Here is a 14423-nt window from a genome sequence, read left to right as displayed (position 1 = left end):
CGCGGCTCCGCCCCCGACCCGTCCGGCCCCGGCCGACCCAGACCCCGCTGTCGGTCCGGGGCCGGACGAGCACTGCCCCCCTCGAACTCGGCGCCGCACGGCGCGACATGCCGCCGCCCACCGCACGGGCGGCGAAGGAGTTGGTTCACGTGTCCCAGACGCCTGTCCTGGCGTTGCGCGGGATCTTCAAGCGATTCGGAGCGGTCCAGGTCCTCTCCGGTGTCGACCTCGAAGTCCACGCCGGTGAGGTCGTCGCCCTCGTCGGCGACAACGGCGCCGGAAAGTCCACCCTGGTCAAGACGATCGCGGGCGTCCACCCGATCGACGAGGGCGTCATCGAGTGGGAGGGCCGCCCGGTCGAGATCTCCCGCCCGCAGGACTCCCAGCACCTCGGTGTCGCCACCGTCTACCAGGACCTCGCCCTCTGCGACAACCTCGACGTCGTCGCCAACCTCTTCCTCGGCCGCGAGCTCAAGAAGGGCGGCGTCCTCGACGAGGTCGCCATGGAGAAGCGCGCCAAGGACCTGCTCTCCACCCTCTCCATCCGCATCCCCAGCGTCCGCATCCCCGTCGCCGCCCTCTCCGGCGGCCAGCGGCAGGTCGTCGCGATCGCCCGCGCCCTGGTCGGCGACCCCAAGATCGTGATCCTGGACGAGCCCACCGCCGCCCTCGGCGTCGAGCAGACCGCCCAGGTCCTCGACCTGGTCGAGCGGCTGCGCGAGCAGGGCCTCGGCGTCATCCTCATCAGCCACAACATGGCCGACGTGAAGGCGGTCGCCGACACCGTCGCCGTCCTGCGCCTCGGCCGCAACAACGGCACCTTCCCGGTCGCCACCACCACGCACGAAGAGATCATCGCCGCGATCACCGGCGCCACGGACAACGCCGTCACCCGCCGGCAGGCCCGCACCGCGGAGGTAGCCCAGTGAGCACGACCCCCGAGGCGACCGAGAAGGCCGAGGTCCCCGAGCCCCGCACCGCCGAGGCCGCCGCCGCGATCCCCGCCGTCGACCCCCGCCTCCTCGTCCGCGAGCAGGGCCTCAAGGGCTACGTCGACGAGTTCAAGCGCAAGATCCGCTCCGGCGAGATCGGCTCCCTGCCCGTCGTCGTCGGCCTCATCGTCATCGGCATCGTCTTCCAGGCGCTGACCGGCAACTTCATCACCTCGTACAACCTCGACCAGATCACGCTGTACGCGGCCGGCCCCGGCATCATGGCCGTCGGCATCGTCTTCGTGCTGCTGCTCGGCGAGATCGACCTCGCCGTCGGCTCCGTCGCCGGCCTCGCCGGATCCGTCTGGGGCGTCTTCGCCACCGACATGCCGGACGCGCTCGCGATCCTCCTCGGCATCCTCTCCGGCACCCTCCTCGGCGCCTTCCACGGCCTGGTCTTCGCCAAGATCGGCGTACCCGCCTTCGTCGTCACCCTCGCCGGCTTCCTCGGCTGGGCCGGCCTCCAGACCTGGGTGATGGGCGAGCGCTCCACCATCCCCACCCCCATCGGCAGCTTCGTCGGCGACCTCACCAAGTACTACTTCTCCGACGTCGCCGCCGCCTACGGCCTCGCCGTCGCGGTGATCGCCGCCTTCTACCTGGCCCAGCTGCGCGACTCCAACCGTCGCAAGGCCGCCGAGCTGCCGCACCGCCCGCACAGCGAGATCCTGCTGCGCACCGGCGTCCTCGCGGCCCTCGTCCTGGTCGCCGCGTACGGCTTCAACCAGGAGAAGGGCCTGCCCCTCTCCCTGGTGATCTTCCTGGTGATCCTGCTGGTCACCGACTTCGTCCTGCGCCGCACCACCTACGGCCGCCAGGTCTTCGCGGTCGGCGGCGGCATCGAGGCGGCCCGCCGGGCCGGCATCAACGTCGCCTGGATCCGGATCTCCGTCTTCATGATCTCCGGCACCCTGGGCGCCGTCGGCGGCCTCTTCCTGGCCTCCGCCACCGGCGGCGCCGACCGCTCCCTCGGCGGCGGCAACCAGCTCATGATGTGCATCGCGGCGGCGGTCATCGGCGGCACGTCCCTCTTCGGCGGCCGCGGCAAGGTCTGGTCGGCGCTCCTGGGCATCCTGGTGCTCCAGTCGATCGTCCAGGGCCTCAACCAGCTCAACCTGGAGTCCAACGCCATCCAGTACATGATCACCGGCGCGGTGCTCCTCATCGCCGTGATCATCGACTCCGTCTCCCGCAAGACCCAGAAGTCCGCGGGACGGGCGTGACACGCGGGACACGCGCGACGCGTGTGACACGTCTCGGGTAAGACGCGCCACATTCGCCCGGCACCGGTGAACCGGTGCCGGGCACCGTCGCGTCCGGAGCAGTACATCCCCCATGCGGGTGATGCCACTCCGCCTGGCCCGATGCCCACGATCCAAGACGGAACATTAGACTCGGCAAAATCGGCAAGCTCGACCAGCTCAGAACGCAAGGAGGCACGGGTGGCCCTGCTGACCCGTATCAGGACACCGCGCGACCTGGACCGGCTCTCCCCGGAACAGCTGGACCAGCTGGCCGCGGAGGTCCGGACCTTCCTCGTCGACGCCGTGTCCAAGACCGGCGGACACCTCGGCCCCAACCTCGGCGTGGTCGAACTGACCATCGCCCTGCACCGCGTCTTCGACTCCCCGAAGGACAAGGTCCTCTGGGACACCGGCCACCAGAGCTACGTGCACAAGCTGCTCACCGGCCGCCAGGACTTCTCCAAGCTGAAGATGAAGGGCGGCCTCTCCGGCTACCCCTCGCAGGCCGAGTCCGAGCACGACGTGATCGAGAACTCACACGCCTCGACCGTCCTCGGCTGGGCCGACGGCCTCGCCAAGGCCAACCAGATCCTGAAGAAGGACGACCACGTCGTCGCCGTCATCGGCGACGGGGCCCTCACCGGCGGCATGGCCTGGGAGGCGCTCAACAACATCGCCGCCGCCAAGGACCGCCCGCTCGTCATCGTCGTCAACGACAACGAGCGCTCCTACGCGCCCACCATCGGCGGCCTCGCCAACCACCTGGCCACCCTGCGCACCAGCGACGGCTACGAGCGCTTCCTCGCCCGCGGCAAGGACATCCTGGAGCGCACCCCGGTCGTCGGGAAGCCGCTCTACGAGACCCTGCACGGCGCCAAGAAGGGCCTCAAGGACTTCATCGCCCCCCAGGGCATGTTCGAGGACCTCGGCCTGAAGTACGTCGGCCCCATCGACGGCCACGACATCGAGGCCCTGGAGTCCGCGCTCACCCGCGCCAAGCGCTTCGGCGGCCCGGTCATCGTGCACTGCCTCACCGAGAAGGGCCGCGGCTACCAGCCCGCCCTCCAGGACGAGGCCGACCGCTTCCACGCCGTCGGCAAGATCCACCCCGACACCGGCCTCCCGATCTCCACCTCGGGCGCCGACTGGACCAGCGTCTTCGGCGAGGAGATGGTCGCGCTCGGCAAGGAGCGCGAGGACATCGTGGCGATCACCGCCGCCATGCTCCAGCCGGTCGGCCTGGACCGCTTCGCCAAGGAGTTCCCGGAGCGCGTCTTCGACGTCGGCATCGCCGAGCAGCACGGCGCCGTCTCCGCCGCCGGCCTCGCCACCGGCGGTCTGCACCCGGTCTTCGCGGTCTACGCGACCTTCCTCAACCGCGCCTTCGACCAGGTCCTGATGGACGTGGCCCTGCACAAGTGCGGCGTCACCTTCGTCCTGGACCGGGCCGGCGTCACCGGCACCGACGGCGCCTCCCACAACGGCATGTGGGACATGTCGATCCTCCAGGTCGTGCCCGGCCTGCGGCTCGCCGCCCCGCGCGACGCCGACCAGGTCCGCGCCCAGCTCCGCGAGGCCGTCGAGGTCACCGACGCCCCCACCGTGGTCCGCTTCTCCAAGGGCGCGGTCGGCCCCGCCGTCCCCGCCGTGGGCCGGGTCGGCGGCATGGACGTGCTCCGCGAGGCCGGCACCGACCGGCCCGACGTCCTGCTGGTCTCCGTCGGCGCGCTCGCCCCGATGTGCCTGGAGATCGCCGGTCTCCTCGACCAGCAGGGCATCTCCACCACCGTGGTCGACCCCCGCTGGGTCAAGCCGGTCGACGAGGCCCTCGCCCCGCTCGCCGCCGACCACCGGGTCGTCGTCACCGTCGAGGACAACAGCCGCGTCGGCGGCGTCGGCTCGGCCGTCGCCCAGGCGCTGCGCGACGCGGGCGTCGACGTGCCGCTGCGTGACTTCGGCATCCCGCCGGTCTTCCTCGACCACGCCTCCCGCGGCGAGGTCATGGCCGAGATCGGGCTGACCGCCCCCGACATCGCGCGCCAGGTCACCGGACTGGTCTCGCGCCTCGACGGACGGTTCGAGGCCCGGGAGCAGGCCGTGGAGCCCGCCCGCGACTGACCTCCGCCCCCGGCGGACCGGTCACCCGGCGTCACCATTGGGCCGGTCGGCTCACCCTCCGGGGTGCCGACCGGCCCTTTCGCGTGCATCCTGACTTCACCGCGGGCAGCGCCCCCCCATTCCCGTCCGCGGGGCCACGAGACCCGACGTCACAGACGACGCGGAGGTTACGACGGTGAGCACGGACCAGCGCCCCCCACGGGCCAACACCGGAATGTTCCGGACCAAGTCGGTCGAGCAGTCCATCCGGGACACCGAGGAACCGGAGCACGCGCTCCGGAAGTCCCTGTCCGCCTGGGACCTCACGGTCTTCGGCGTCGGCGTCATCATCGGCACCGGCATCTTCGTCCTGACCGGCAAGGTCGCCAAGGAGAACGCCGGACCGGCCACCGCGCTCGCCTTCGTCGCGGCCGGCATCGTCTGCGCCCTGGCCGCGCTCTGCTACGCCGAGTTCGCCTCGACGGTGCCGGTCGCCGGATCGGCGTACACCTTCGCGTACGCCTCCATCGGCGAGCTGCCGGCCTGGATCATCGGCTGGGACCTGGTGCTGGAGTTCGCGCTGGGCACGGCGGTGGTGGCGGTCGGCTGGTCGGGGTACGTGCGCTCGCTGATGGACAACATCGGCTGGCATCTGCCGGCCGCCCTGGAGGGCCCCGACGCGCCGGGAGGCACCTTCGACATCCTGGCCTTCCTGCTGGTCCTGGTGCTGACCGTGATCCTCGTCCTGGGCATGAAGCTCTCCGCCCGGATCACCGCCGTCGTGGTGGCGATCAAGGTCACCGTCGTGATGATCGTGATCGTCGCCGGCCTGTTCTTCATCGTCGGCGACAACTACAAGCCGTTCATCCCGCCGGCCGTGACCCCGGAGGGCGGCGGCTCGAACTGGGACTCCCCGCTGGTCCAGCTCCTCTTCGGCTACGAGCCCACCAACTTCGGCGTGATGGGCATCTTCACCGCCGCCTCCATCGTCTTCTTCGCCTTCATCGGCTTCGACGTGGTCGCCACCGCCGCCGAGGAGACCAAGCTGCCGCAGCGCGACATGCCCCGCGGCATCCTCGGCTCGCTGCTCATCTGCACCGTGCTGTACGTGGCGGTCGCCCTGGTCGTCACCGGCATGCAGCACTACACCGAACTGTCCGTCAGCGCCCCGCTCGCCGACGCCTTCAAGGCCGCCGGCCATCCCTTCTACGCGGGCGTGATCAGCTTCGGCGCCGCCGTCGGCCTCACCACGGTCTGTCTGATCCTGCTGCTCGGCCAGACCCGCGTCTTCTTCGCCATGAGCCGCGACGGGCTGCTGCCCCGCTTCTTCTCGGTCACCCACCCGCGGTTCAAGACCCCGTACCGCCCGACCATCCTGCTCGGCGTGGTCATCGCCATCGTGGCCGGCTTCACCAGCATCAACGAGCTCGCGACGCTGGTGAACATCGGCACCCTCTTCGCCTTCGTGATGGTCGCCGCCGGCGTCATGGTCCTCCGCCGCACCCGCCCCGACCTGCACCGCGCCTTCCGCACCCCGTGGGTGCCGGTGCTGCCGATCCTCTCCATCGCCGCCTCGCTCTGGCTGATGCTCAACCTGCCCGGCGAGACCTGGTTCCGCTTCGCGGTCTGGATGGCGATCGGCATCGTCGTGTACTTCCTGTACGGGCGCCGGCACAGCCGGTTGGGCCGGGAGGGCCGGGACGCCCTGTACTAGGCCCGGTACCGGCCACGGAGCGGCGGGCGCGGGGAAGGCGGCCGGGCCGGGCCGATACAGTCGGTGGGAACCGACCCCACTCGACCCGGAGCGCTGGATCCCCCCATGGTGAACCGACCCCAGGCCCCCGCCGACCCCTCCCGCGGCACCCCGCGCGCCCCCCGCCTGCACGGCGGCTGGCTGGCCCGGGGTGCCGAGGGACGTTTCAGCGTGTACGTCCCCCGGGACGGCGAGGTGGTCCGCTGGACCGAGGGCGCCGGCGGCCGGTTCACCGGTCCCGAGGCGCTCGGCGGCGGCGGTCTGCTGCCCTTCCTGGCGGCCGCCCAGGGCCCCGACCGCTATGTGCACCTGGTCGGCCTCCGGCCCACCGACACCGGCGCGGAGGCCGGTGAGGACCACGTCGAGCTGGTGCACAGCGTCCAGTTCCAGACCGGCCGCCCCAACGTGGAGTGGAAGTCCATCGGCAACGCCAACGGCAAGGCCGAGTGGTACGGCAACCCGGCGGTCGCCGTGGACGCCAAGGGCCGCGTCCACGTCTTCGTCCGCAACCGCGGCGGCGGCGTCAGCGCCCGCGTCCAGAAGGACGCCGGCGGCTGGCACCCCTGGTGGGACCTGAAGGGCGGCCGCACCGACCAGAACCCGGTGGCAGCGGTGAACGGCGACGGCCTCGTCGAGCTGTACACCGCCACCGACCGCGGGCTGCTCCGGTACGTGCAGAAGGAGCCGGGCGCCCGCCCGGTCCTGGAACCGCTGCTGACCACCCCGGTCGTCCAGGGCACGCTGGCCGCGGTGACCGGCGACTCCGGGCACGTCACGCTCTTCTACGCGAACGGCGAGGGCCGGATCTGCGCCTGGTCCCCGGGCCGCGGCCTGGAGCCCACCCCCTTCGCCGACGCGGTCGGCGGCGGCCCGCTGAACGCCGGCCGCTGCATGATCGACGGCTACGACTGCACCCTGCTCGCCCAGTGCGACGACCAGGGCGGCGCGGCCCTGGCGGCGTACCTCACGGAGCGCGAGGACACCGGCCTGCACTGGACCCCGTCCGGCCCGCCCGTGCTCGGCCCGCCGACCCTGACGGCCGACGCCGAGGGCTCGGCGGCGGTCGCCGCGCTGGCGGCCGACGGCGGTGTGGTCGTCACCCGGCAGAAGGCCGAGCCGGGCCTCGCCCTGGCCGCCTGGACGCGGCTGTAGGACGGCGGGACACGACGGAAGGGGCCGGTGGCGACTGCCACCGGCCCCTTCCGCATGGGGTCCCGGGTGTTACGCGGGGACGCTCGCCACGCCCTGCGCCAGGAAACGCTTGCCGTTGACGCGCTCGGAGACGCCCTCGCGGTCCAGGTACGGCGTGATGCCGCCCAGGTGGAAGGGCCAGCCGGCACCGGTGATCAGGCAGAGGTCGATGTCCTGCGCCTCGGCGACGACACCCTCCTCCAGCATGAGGCCGATCTCCTGCGCCACCGCGTCGAGGACGCGGTCGCGGACCTGCTGCTCGGTGAGGACGGTGTCGCCCTGCTTGAGCAGCGCGGCGACCTCGGGGTCGAGTTCCGGCTTGAAGCCGTTCTCCGGCTTGTAGACGTAGAAGCCGCGCTTGCCGGCCTCGACGACCGCCTTCAGGTTGGGGGAGACGGTGAAGCGCTCCGGGAAGGCGCGGTTCAGGGTCTCGGAGACGTGCAGGCCGATGGCCGGACCCACGAGCTCCAGGAGGACCAGCGGCGACATCGGCAGGCCCAGCGGCTCGACCGCCTTCTCCGCCGTCTCGACCGGGGTGCCCTCGTCGATGACGTTCTGGATCTCGCCCATGAAGCGGGTCAGGATGCGGTTCACGACGAACGCCGGGGCGTCCTTGGTGAGGACCGCGGTCTTCTTCAGCTTCTTCGCCACGCCGAAGGCGGTGGCGAGGGAGGCGTCGTCGGTCTGCTCGCCCTTGACGATCTCCAGGAGCGGCAGGACGGCGACCGGGTTGAAGAAGTGGAAGCCGACCACGCGCTCCGGGTGCTGGAGCTTGGACGCCATCTCGGAGACCGACAGCGAGGAGGTGTTGGTGGCGAGGATCGCGTGCGCCGGGGCGACCGCCTCGACCTCCGCGAACACCTTCTGCTTGACGGACATCTCCTCGAACACGGCCTCGATGATGAAGTCCGCGTCCGCGAAGCCCTCGGCCTTGTCGAGGACACCGGAGACCAGGCCCTTGAGACGGTTGGCCTTGTCCTGGTTGATGCGGCCCTTGCCGAGCAGCTTCTCGATCTCGCCGTGGACGTAGCCGACGCCCTTGTCCACGCGCTCCTGGTCGATGTCGGTCAGGACGACCGGCACCTCCAGGCGGCGCAGGAAGAGCAGGGCCAGCTGGGAGGCCATCAGACCGGCGCCGACGACGCCGACCTTGGTGACCGGGCGGGCCAGGGACTTGTCCGGGGCGCCGGCGGGGCGCTTGCCGCGCTTCTGCACCAGGTTGAAGGCGTAGATGCCGGAGCGGAGCTCGCCGCCCATGATCAGGTCCGCGAGGGCCTGGTCCTCGGCGTCGAAGCCCTTCTGGAGGTCGCCGTCCTTGGCGGCCTCGATGATCGCGAGGGCGCGGTAGGCGGCCGGGGCGGCGCCGTGCACCTTGGAGTCGGCGATCGCGCGGCCCTTGGCGACGGCGGCGTCCCAGCCCTCGCCCCGGTCGATCTCCGGGCGCTCGACGGTCACGGTGCCGTTGAGGACACCGGCGGTCCAGACGAGCGACTGCTCCAGGAAGTCGGCGCCCTCGAAGATGGCGTCGGCGATGCCGAGCTCGAAGACCTGCTTGCCCTTGAGCTGGCGGTTCTGGTTGAGCGAGTTCTCGATGATGACCTGGACGGCCTTCTCGGCGCCGATCAGGTTCGGGAGGATCGCGCAGCCGCCCCAGCCGGGCACCAGGCCGAGGAAGACCTCGGGGAGCGAGAAGGCCGGGAGGGCCTTCGACACGGTGCGGTAGGTGCAGTGCAGACCGACCTCGACGCCGCCGCCCATGGCCGCGCCGTTGTAGTACGCGAAGGTCGGCACGGCGAGCGCGGAGAGCCGCTTGAAGACGTCGTGGCCGCCCTTGCCGATGGCGAGCGCCTCGTCGTGCTTCTTCAGAAGCTCGACGCCCTTGAGGTCGGCGCCGACCGCGAAGATGAACGGCTTGCCGGTGAGGCCGACGGCGACGATCTCGCCGTTGGCGGCCTCGGCCTCGACCTGGTCGATCGCCGTGTTCAGGTTGGCGAGGGACTGCGGGCCGAAGGTGGTCGGCTTGGTGTGGTCGAAGCCGTTGTCCAGGGTGATGAGCGCGAACCGGCCGGCCCCGAAGGGCAGCTCGAAGTGGCGCACGTGGGCCTGGGTGACGACCTCGTCGGGGAAGAGCTCGGCGGCGCCCTTCAGAAGCTCGGCGGTGGTGCTCACTTGCCCTCCCAGTGGGGGTTCTCCCAGATGACCGTCGCGCCCATGCCGAAGCCGACGCACATGGTGGTGAGGCCGTAGCGGACCTCGGGCTGCTCCTCGAACTGGCGGGCCAGCTGCGTCATCAGACGGACGCCGGAGGAGGCCAGCGGGTGACCGAACGCGATGGCGCCGCCGTACTGGTTGACGCGCGCGTCGTCGTCGGCGATGCCGTAGTGGTCGAGGAAGGCGAGGACCTGGACGGCGAACGCCTCGTTGATCTCGAACAGGTTGATGTCGTCGATCGTCAGACCGGCCTTGGCCAGGGCCTTCTCGGTGGCCGGGATCGGGCCGTAGCCCATGACCTCCGGCTCGACGCCGGCGAAGGCGTACGAGACCAGGCGCATCTTGACCGGGAGGCCGTTCTCGCGGGCGAACTCCTCGGAGGCGATGATCGAGGCGGTGGCGCCGTCGTTCAGGCCGGCCGCGTTGCCCGCGGTGACGTTGCCGTGGACGCGGAACGGCGTCTTCAGGCCCGCCAGGGACTCCAGCGTGGTGCCCGGGCGCATCGGCTCGTCGGCGGTGACCAGGCCCCAGCCGGTCTCGCCGGCGGCGGCGTCGGTGCGCCGCACCGAGATCGGCACCAGGTCCTGCTGGATCTTGCCGTCGGCGTACGCCTTGGCGGCCTTCTCCTGCGAGCGCACGGCGTACTCGTCGGCGCGCTGCTTGGTGATGTGCGGGTAGCGGTCGTGCAGGTTCTCGGCGGTCATGCCCATGAAGAGGGCGGACTCGTCGACCAGCTTCTCGCTGACGAACCGCGGGTTCGGGTCGACGCCCTCGCCCATGGGGTGACGGCCCATGTGCTCGACGCCACCGGCGATGACGGCGTCGTACGCGCCGAAGGCGATCGAACCGGCGACCGAGGTCACGGCGGTCAGCGCACCGGCGCACATGCGGTCGATGGAGTAGCCCGGCACGGACTGCGGCAGCCCGGCGAGGATGCCGGCGGTACGGCCGAGGGTGAGGCCCTGGTCGCCGATCTGGGTGGTCGCGGCGATCGCGACCTCGTCGATCTTCGCCGGGTCGAGGGCCGGGTTGCGGCGCAGCAGCTCCCGGATGGCCTTCACGACGAGGTCGTCGGCGCGGGTCTCGTGGTAGATGCCCTTCGGGCCCGCCTTGCCGAACGGGGTGCGGACGCCGTCGACGAAGACGACGTCCCTGACGGTACGAGGCACGATGGCTCTCCTCCAGGTGCGGGACGGCACTGCTGCGGCGCACCACTAAGCGTGCGCTTGCTTCCCCCATGCTACTTGTGGGTAACCAAGCTGCCCACCCCCTGAGGGGCAAGCGGTGAAGGTCACATCCGGGCAGGGCGCGCGCCCCCTGCGCGCGCCCGTCCGATCGGAGGGTTCCACAACCCGATGGGCCCAGACGGGAAGCCGTGCCGTGGCGCGGCCTCCGGGGCGAACGGAGGCTGGCCGGGGCCGCGGCGCGAACGCCCCGGCGCCACCCACACAGAAGGGACCCCCATGCCCGTCGTCACCACCGATCACAAGGTCACCCACACATCCAGCGTCCCGGCGAACAAGGACGAGGTCGTCAAGCTGTTCGTGCGGGAGCGGAACGGCACGCCCCCGGGGCAGCCGCGCAAGCCGGTCCTGATGCTCCACGGCCGGAGCGTCCCGGTGCTCGCGGGCTGCGACCTCCAGTACAAGACGTACAGCTGGGCCGAGGCGCTGGCGAAGGCCGGCTACGACGTCTTCCTGATGGACCTCCAGGGGTCCGGTCTGTCGCCGCGCCCGAAGATGGACGACCCGCACAACGTCAACCCGGCCCAGCAGCAGCTGCTGACCCCGCGGCCGCCGGGATTCACGCCCGGCCCACCGAGCTACCCGTACCAGCTGACCAACTCGGACAGCGACCGGCACGAGCTGGACACCGTCGTGAAGTTCGTCCTGGAGGAGAGCGGGGCCTCGAAGCTCGCCTTCATCGGCTGGTCGGCCGCCGCCTTCCACATGGGGCCGTACGCGATCGCCCACCCCGACAAGGTCGAGAGCCTGTTCCTGCTGGCCCCGATCTTCCCGCCCGACGGCTCCTCCACCCCGCCGTCCCCGCTGCCGCAGCCGGGCTTCCCGATGTTCATCGGCGGGAAGACCGGCTTCGTCAGGGGTCTGGACAACGAGGTGCACTGCGTCGACCAGCGCGAACCCGGCGTCGCCGACGCGGCATGGGACGCGATCATGAAGTGCGACCCGATCGGCAGCACCTGGGGGCCGCCCACCGGGTTCAACCGGATCAGGAACTTCGTCAGGTGGGGCTGGAACAGGACCACCGCGGCGAAGGGCGGCGTGCTCGGCGGCAGCGTGCCGGTGCTCATCGTGTACGGGGACAACGACACCCAGGCGAACACCTCGCCGCACAACCCCGACCCGGAGCTCAACTTCTCCGTGCCCGACCTCTACGACGCCATCGCGGGCCCCCACAAGCTCATGGTCAAGCTGGCCTGCGCCGGCCACTCGGTGGTGTGGGAGATGCAGCACAAGAACCTGCACAACCTCTCGAAGCACTGGCTCGACCACCTCAAGGTCGACGGCAAGACCCAGGGCGTCTTCGACATGGACCCCGACGGCATCCTCAGCCCGGCCCCGTAGGGACCGGCCGCGGGAGAGGGGAGAGCCCCCGGCGCCGTCCCGGGCGCCGGGGGCTCTTCCGGCAGGGCTACGCGCCCGCCGACAGCGCCGTCACCAGGAGCGGCGTCACCAGTTCGACCTGCCAGGGCCGGGCGCCGTGGGTGGTGAGGGCGGCGGCGACCGTGTCCGGGGTGGGCGGGGCCGGAGGCTCCCAGCAGATGCGGCGGACGGTGTCCGGGGTGATCAGGTTCTCCTGCGGGAGGTTCAGCTCCTCGGCGAGGGCCGTGACGCCGGCCCGGGCGGCCGAGAGGCGGGCGGCGGCCGCCGGGTCCTTGTCGGCCCACGCGCGCGGCGGGGGCGGCCCGGCCACCTGGGCGCCGGGCTGCGGCAGCTCGTTCTCGGGGAGGGCGCGGGCGCGGTCCACGGCGGCCTGCCACTGCTCCAGCTGGCGCCGGCCCATCCGGTGGCCGAAACCGGGCAGGGCGGTGAGCGCGGCGACGTTCACCGGGACGGCGAGCGCCGCCTCGACGATCGCCGCGTCGCTGAGCACCTTGCCGGGGGAGACGTCACGCCGCTGGGCGACCCGGTCGCGGGCCGTCCACAGTTCGCGGACCACCGCCATCTGGCGGCGGCGGCGCACCTTGTGCATGCCGGAGGTACGGCGCCAGGGGTCCTTGCGCGGCGGGGCGGGCGGGGCGGCGGCGATGGCGTCGAACTCCTCGCGGGCCCACTCCAGCTTCCCCTGCCGGTCCAGCTCCTTCTCCAGCGCGTCGCGCAGGTCGACCAGGAGCTCGACGTCCAGGGCCGCATAGCGCAGCCAGGGCTCGGGGAGGGGGCGGGTGGACCAGTCGACCGCCGAGTGGCCCTTCTCCAGGGCGTAGCCGAGGACGGACTCGACCATCGCGCCGAGGCCGACCCGGGGGAAGCCGGCGAGCCGGCCGGCCAGCTCGGTGTCGAAGAGCGAGGAGGGGCGCATGCCTATGTCGCGGAGGCAGGGCAGGTCCTGGGTGGCCGCGTGCAGGATCCACTCGGTGCCGTCGAGGGCCGCTCCGAGGCCGGAGAGGTCGGGGCAGCCGACCGGGTCGATCAGTGCGGTGCCCGCGCCCTCGCGGCGGAGCTGGACGAGGTAGGCGCGCTGGCCGTAGCGGTAGCCGGAGGCGCGCTCGGCGTCGACGGCGACGGGCCCGCGCCCGGCGGCGAAGGCGGCGATCACCTCGGCGAGGGCCTGCTCGCTCGCGACGACCGGCGGGATGCCCTCACGGGGCTCCAGCAACGGGATCGGAAGCCCATTCGCAGGGACGTTTTCGTCCGGGGGGCCGCCCCCGGTGGTGCGCAGTGCGGTGTCTGCTGCGGTCTCTTGGGCGTCGGTCACCTGTCAAGGGTATCCGCCGACGGCAAGCGCCTGCCGACGGAACGTTCCGTCGGCAGGCGCCGCGTTTCCGTCACCGCCGTGTCAGTGGATGATCCCGGTCCGCAGGGCCACGGCGACCATGCCGGCCCGGTCGCCGGTGCCCAGCTTGCGGGCGATCCGGGCGAGGTGGCTCTTCACGGTGAGCGCGGAGAGTCCCATGGAGACGCCGATGGCCTTGTTGGACTGGCCCTCGGCGACCAGGCGGAGGACCTCCACCTCGCGGCCGGAGAGCTCGCGGTAGCCGCCCGGGTGGCTCGGGGCACCCGGGGGGCGGCGGTGGCCGAGCCGGGCGGCCGCGGCGCCGATGGGCGCGGCGCCGGGGCGCGTCGGGTGGCCGATATTGGTCCGCGTGCCGGTGACGACGTAACCCTTCACGCCGCCGGCGAGGGCGTTGCGCACCGCGCCGATGTCGTCGGCGGCCGAGAGGGCGAGGCCGTTGGGCCAGCCGGCGGCGCGGGTCTCGGACAGCAGGGTGAGGCCGCTGCCGTCGGGAAGGTGGACGTCGGCCACGCAGATGTCGCGCGGGTTGCCGACGCGGGGACGGGCCTCCGCGATGGACGACGCCTCGATCACGTCGCGTACGCCGAGCGCCCACAGGTGGCGGGTGACGGTGGAGCGGACGCGCGGGTCGGCCACGACGACCATGGCCGTCGGCTTGTTCGGGCGGTAGGCGACCAGGCTAGCGGGCTGCTCGAGCAGAACGGACACTCGGCCTCCTGGGGGGAAGGTGCGGGACGGAGCCGGCTCGGGGAAGAAGCCGGGGGCGAACCCGTGCTCTGAAGGGGTCAATGACTCCTTCGGCAGCAGGGCCGCCCGCCTTTAGGGAAAGATCACGATTTAGTGAGTAACAATTGGGGCAATTCGGACGCGCGATCGATCATCCTACGAGCGGCCCCCGTTCCCTCACCCCCACGGGGGACCCCTGTACGAACGCGAGAAGGGGCCCCGAAGGGCCCCTCG

10 protein-coding genes are annotated in these 14423 nt (G+C 71.7%); 6 read left to right on the top strand and 4 right to left on the bottom strand.

The window, feature by feature from the left end; genetic code table 11:
- The first annotated feature begins 149 nt into the window (after nucleotides 1-149).
- From IF73_RS0109045 to IF73_RS0109025, 5 genes are all read left to right on the top strand, one after another.
- Nucleotides 150-929, top strand: a complete 780-nt coding sequence (locus IF73_RS0109045; protein ID WP_031005377.1) for an ATP-binding cassette domain-containing protein — start codon at nucleotides 150-152, stop codon at nucleotides 927-929.
- Entirely contained in the window at nucleotides 926-2215 is a 1290-nt protein-coding gene (locus IF73_RS0109040) for a sugar ABC transporter permease (RefSeq protein ID WP_031005376.1), read from the top strand. Before IF73_RS0109045 ends, IF73_RS0109040 begins: the two co-directional genes overlap by 4 nt.
- A gap of 219 nt (nucleotides 2216-2434) precedes the next feature.
- Nucleotides 2435-4354, top strand: a complete 1920-nt coding sequence (gene dxs / locus IF73_RS0109035) for a 1-deoxy-D-xylulose-5-phosphate synthase (RefSeq protein ID WP_031005374.1) — start codon at nucleotides 2435-2437, stop codon at nucleotides 4352-4354.
- Nucleotides 4355-4568: 214 nt separating this feature from the next.
- Complete coding sequence (locus IF73_RS0109030; RefSeq protein ID WP_037878647.1) at nucleotides 4569-6047, top strand: amino acid permease; 1479 nt, start codon at nucleotides 4569-4571, stop codon at nucleotides 6045-6047.
- A gap of 105 nt (nucleotides 6048-6152) precedes the next feature.
- On the top strand, nucleotides 6153-7238 hold the full coding sequence (locus tag IF73_RS0109025; protein ID WP_051716631.1) for a hypothetical protein: 1086 nt from the start codon (nucleotides 6153-6155) through the stop codon (nucleotides 7236-7238).
- Between the two features lie 69 nt (nucleotides 7239-7307).
- Here the strand turns inward: IF73_RS0109025 and IF73_RS0109020 are convergent, their stop codons facing one another.
- Together IF73_RS0109020 and IF73_RS0109015 are read right to left on the bottom strand one after the other, a co-directional pair.
- Nucleotides 7308-9446, bottom strand: a complete 2139-nt coding sequence (locus tag IF73_RS0109020) for a 3-hydroxyacyl-CoA dehydrogenase NAD-binding domain-containing protein (protein WP_031005368.1) — start codon at nucleotides 9444-9446, stop codon at nucleotides 7308-7310.
- On the bottom strand, nucleotides 9443-10657 hold the full coding sequence (locus tag IF73_RS0109015; protein WP_031005366.1) for a thiolase family protein: 1215 nt from the start codon (nucleotides 10655-10657) through the stop codon (nucleotides 9443-9445). The genes IF73_RS0109020 and IF73_RS0109015 overlap by 4 nt, the downstream gene beginning before the upstream one ends.
- Before the next feature lie 294 nt (nucleotides 10658-10951).
- Here IF73_RS0109015 and IF73_RS0109010 point away from each other — a divergent pair, with 294 nt between their 5' ends.
- Nucleotides 10952-12073 (top strand): alpha/beta fold hydrolase, encoded by a 1122-nt coding sequence (locus IF73_RS0109010; RefSeq protein ID WP_031005364.1) that lies wholly within the window; start codon nucleotides 10952-10954, stop codon nucleotides 12071-12073.
- A gap of 67 nt (nucleotides 12074-12140) precedes the next feature.
- Here the strand turns inward: IF73_RS0109010 and IF73_RS0109005 are convergent, their stop codons facing one another.
- Together IF73_RS0109005 and IF73_RS0109000 are read right to left on the bottom strand one after the other, a co-directional pair.
- Nucleotides 12141-13424, bottom strand: a complete 1284-nt coding sequence (locus IF73_RS0109005) for a ribonuclease D (protein WP_031005362.1) — start codon at nucleotides 13422-13424, stop codon at nucleotides 12141-12143.
- 81 nt (nucleotides 13425-13505) lie between these two features.
- On the bottom strand, nucleotides 13506-14171 hold the full coding sequence (locus IF73_RS0109000) for a response regulator transcription factor (RefSeq protein WP_015037008.1): 666 nt from the start codon (nucleotides 14169-14171) through the stop codon (nucleotides 13506-13508).
- Between the last annotated feature and the right edge of the window lie 252 nt (nucleotides 14172-14423).

The organism is Streptomyces sp. NRRL F-5727 (assembly GCF_000719555.1).
In the GTDB taxonomy this organism is placed as follows: domain Bacteria; phylum Actinomycetota; class Actinomycetes; order Streptomycetales; family Streptomycetaceae; genus Streptomyces.
This window is presented reverse-complemented; position numbering and strand designations above follow the sequence as displayed.

What these genes read in the sequence shown, in the direction of transcription:
- IF73_RS0109030 (WP_037878647.1), top strand. Translation starts at nt 4,569, where the DNA reads ATGTTCCGGACCAAGTCGGTCGAGCAGTCCATCCGGGACACCGAGGAA.
- IF73_RS0109025 (WP_051716631.1), top strand. Translation starts at nt 6,153, where the DNA reads ATGGTGAACCGACCCCAGGCCCCCGCCGACCCCTCCCGCGGCACCCCG.
- IF73_RS0109010 (WP_031005364.1), top strand. Translation starts at nt 10,952, where the DNA reads ATGCCCGTCGTCACCACCGATCACAAGGTCACCCACACATCCAGCGTC.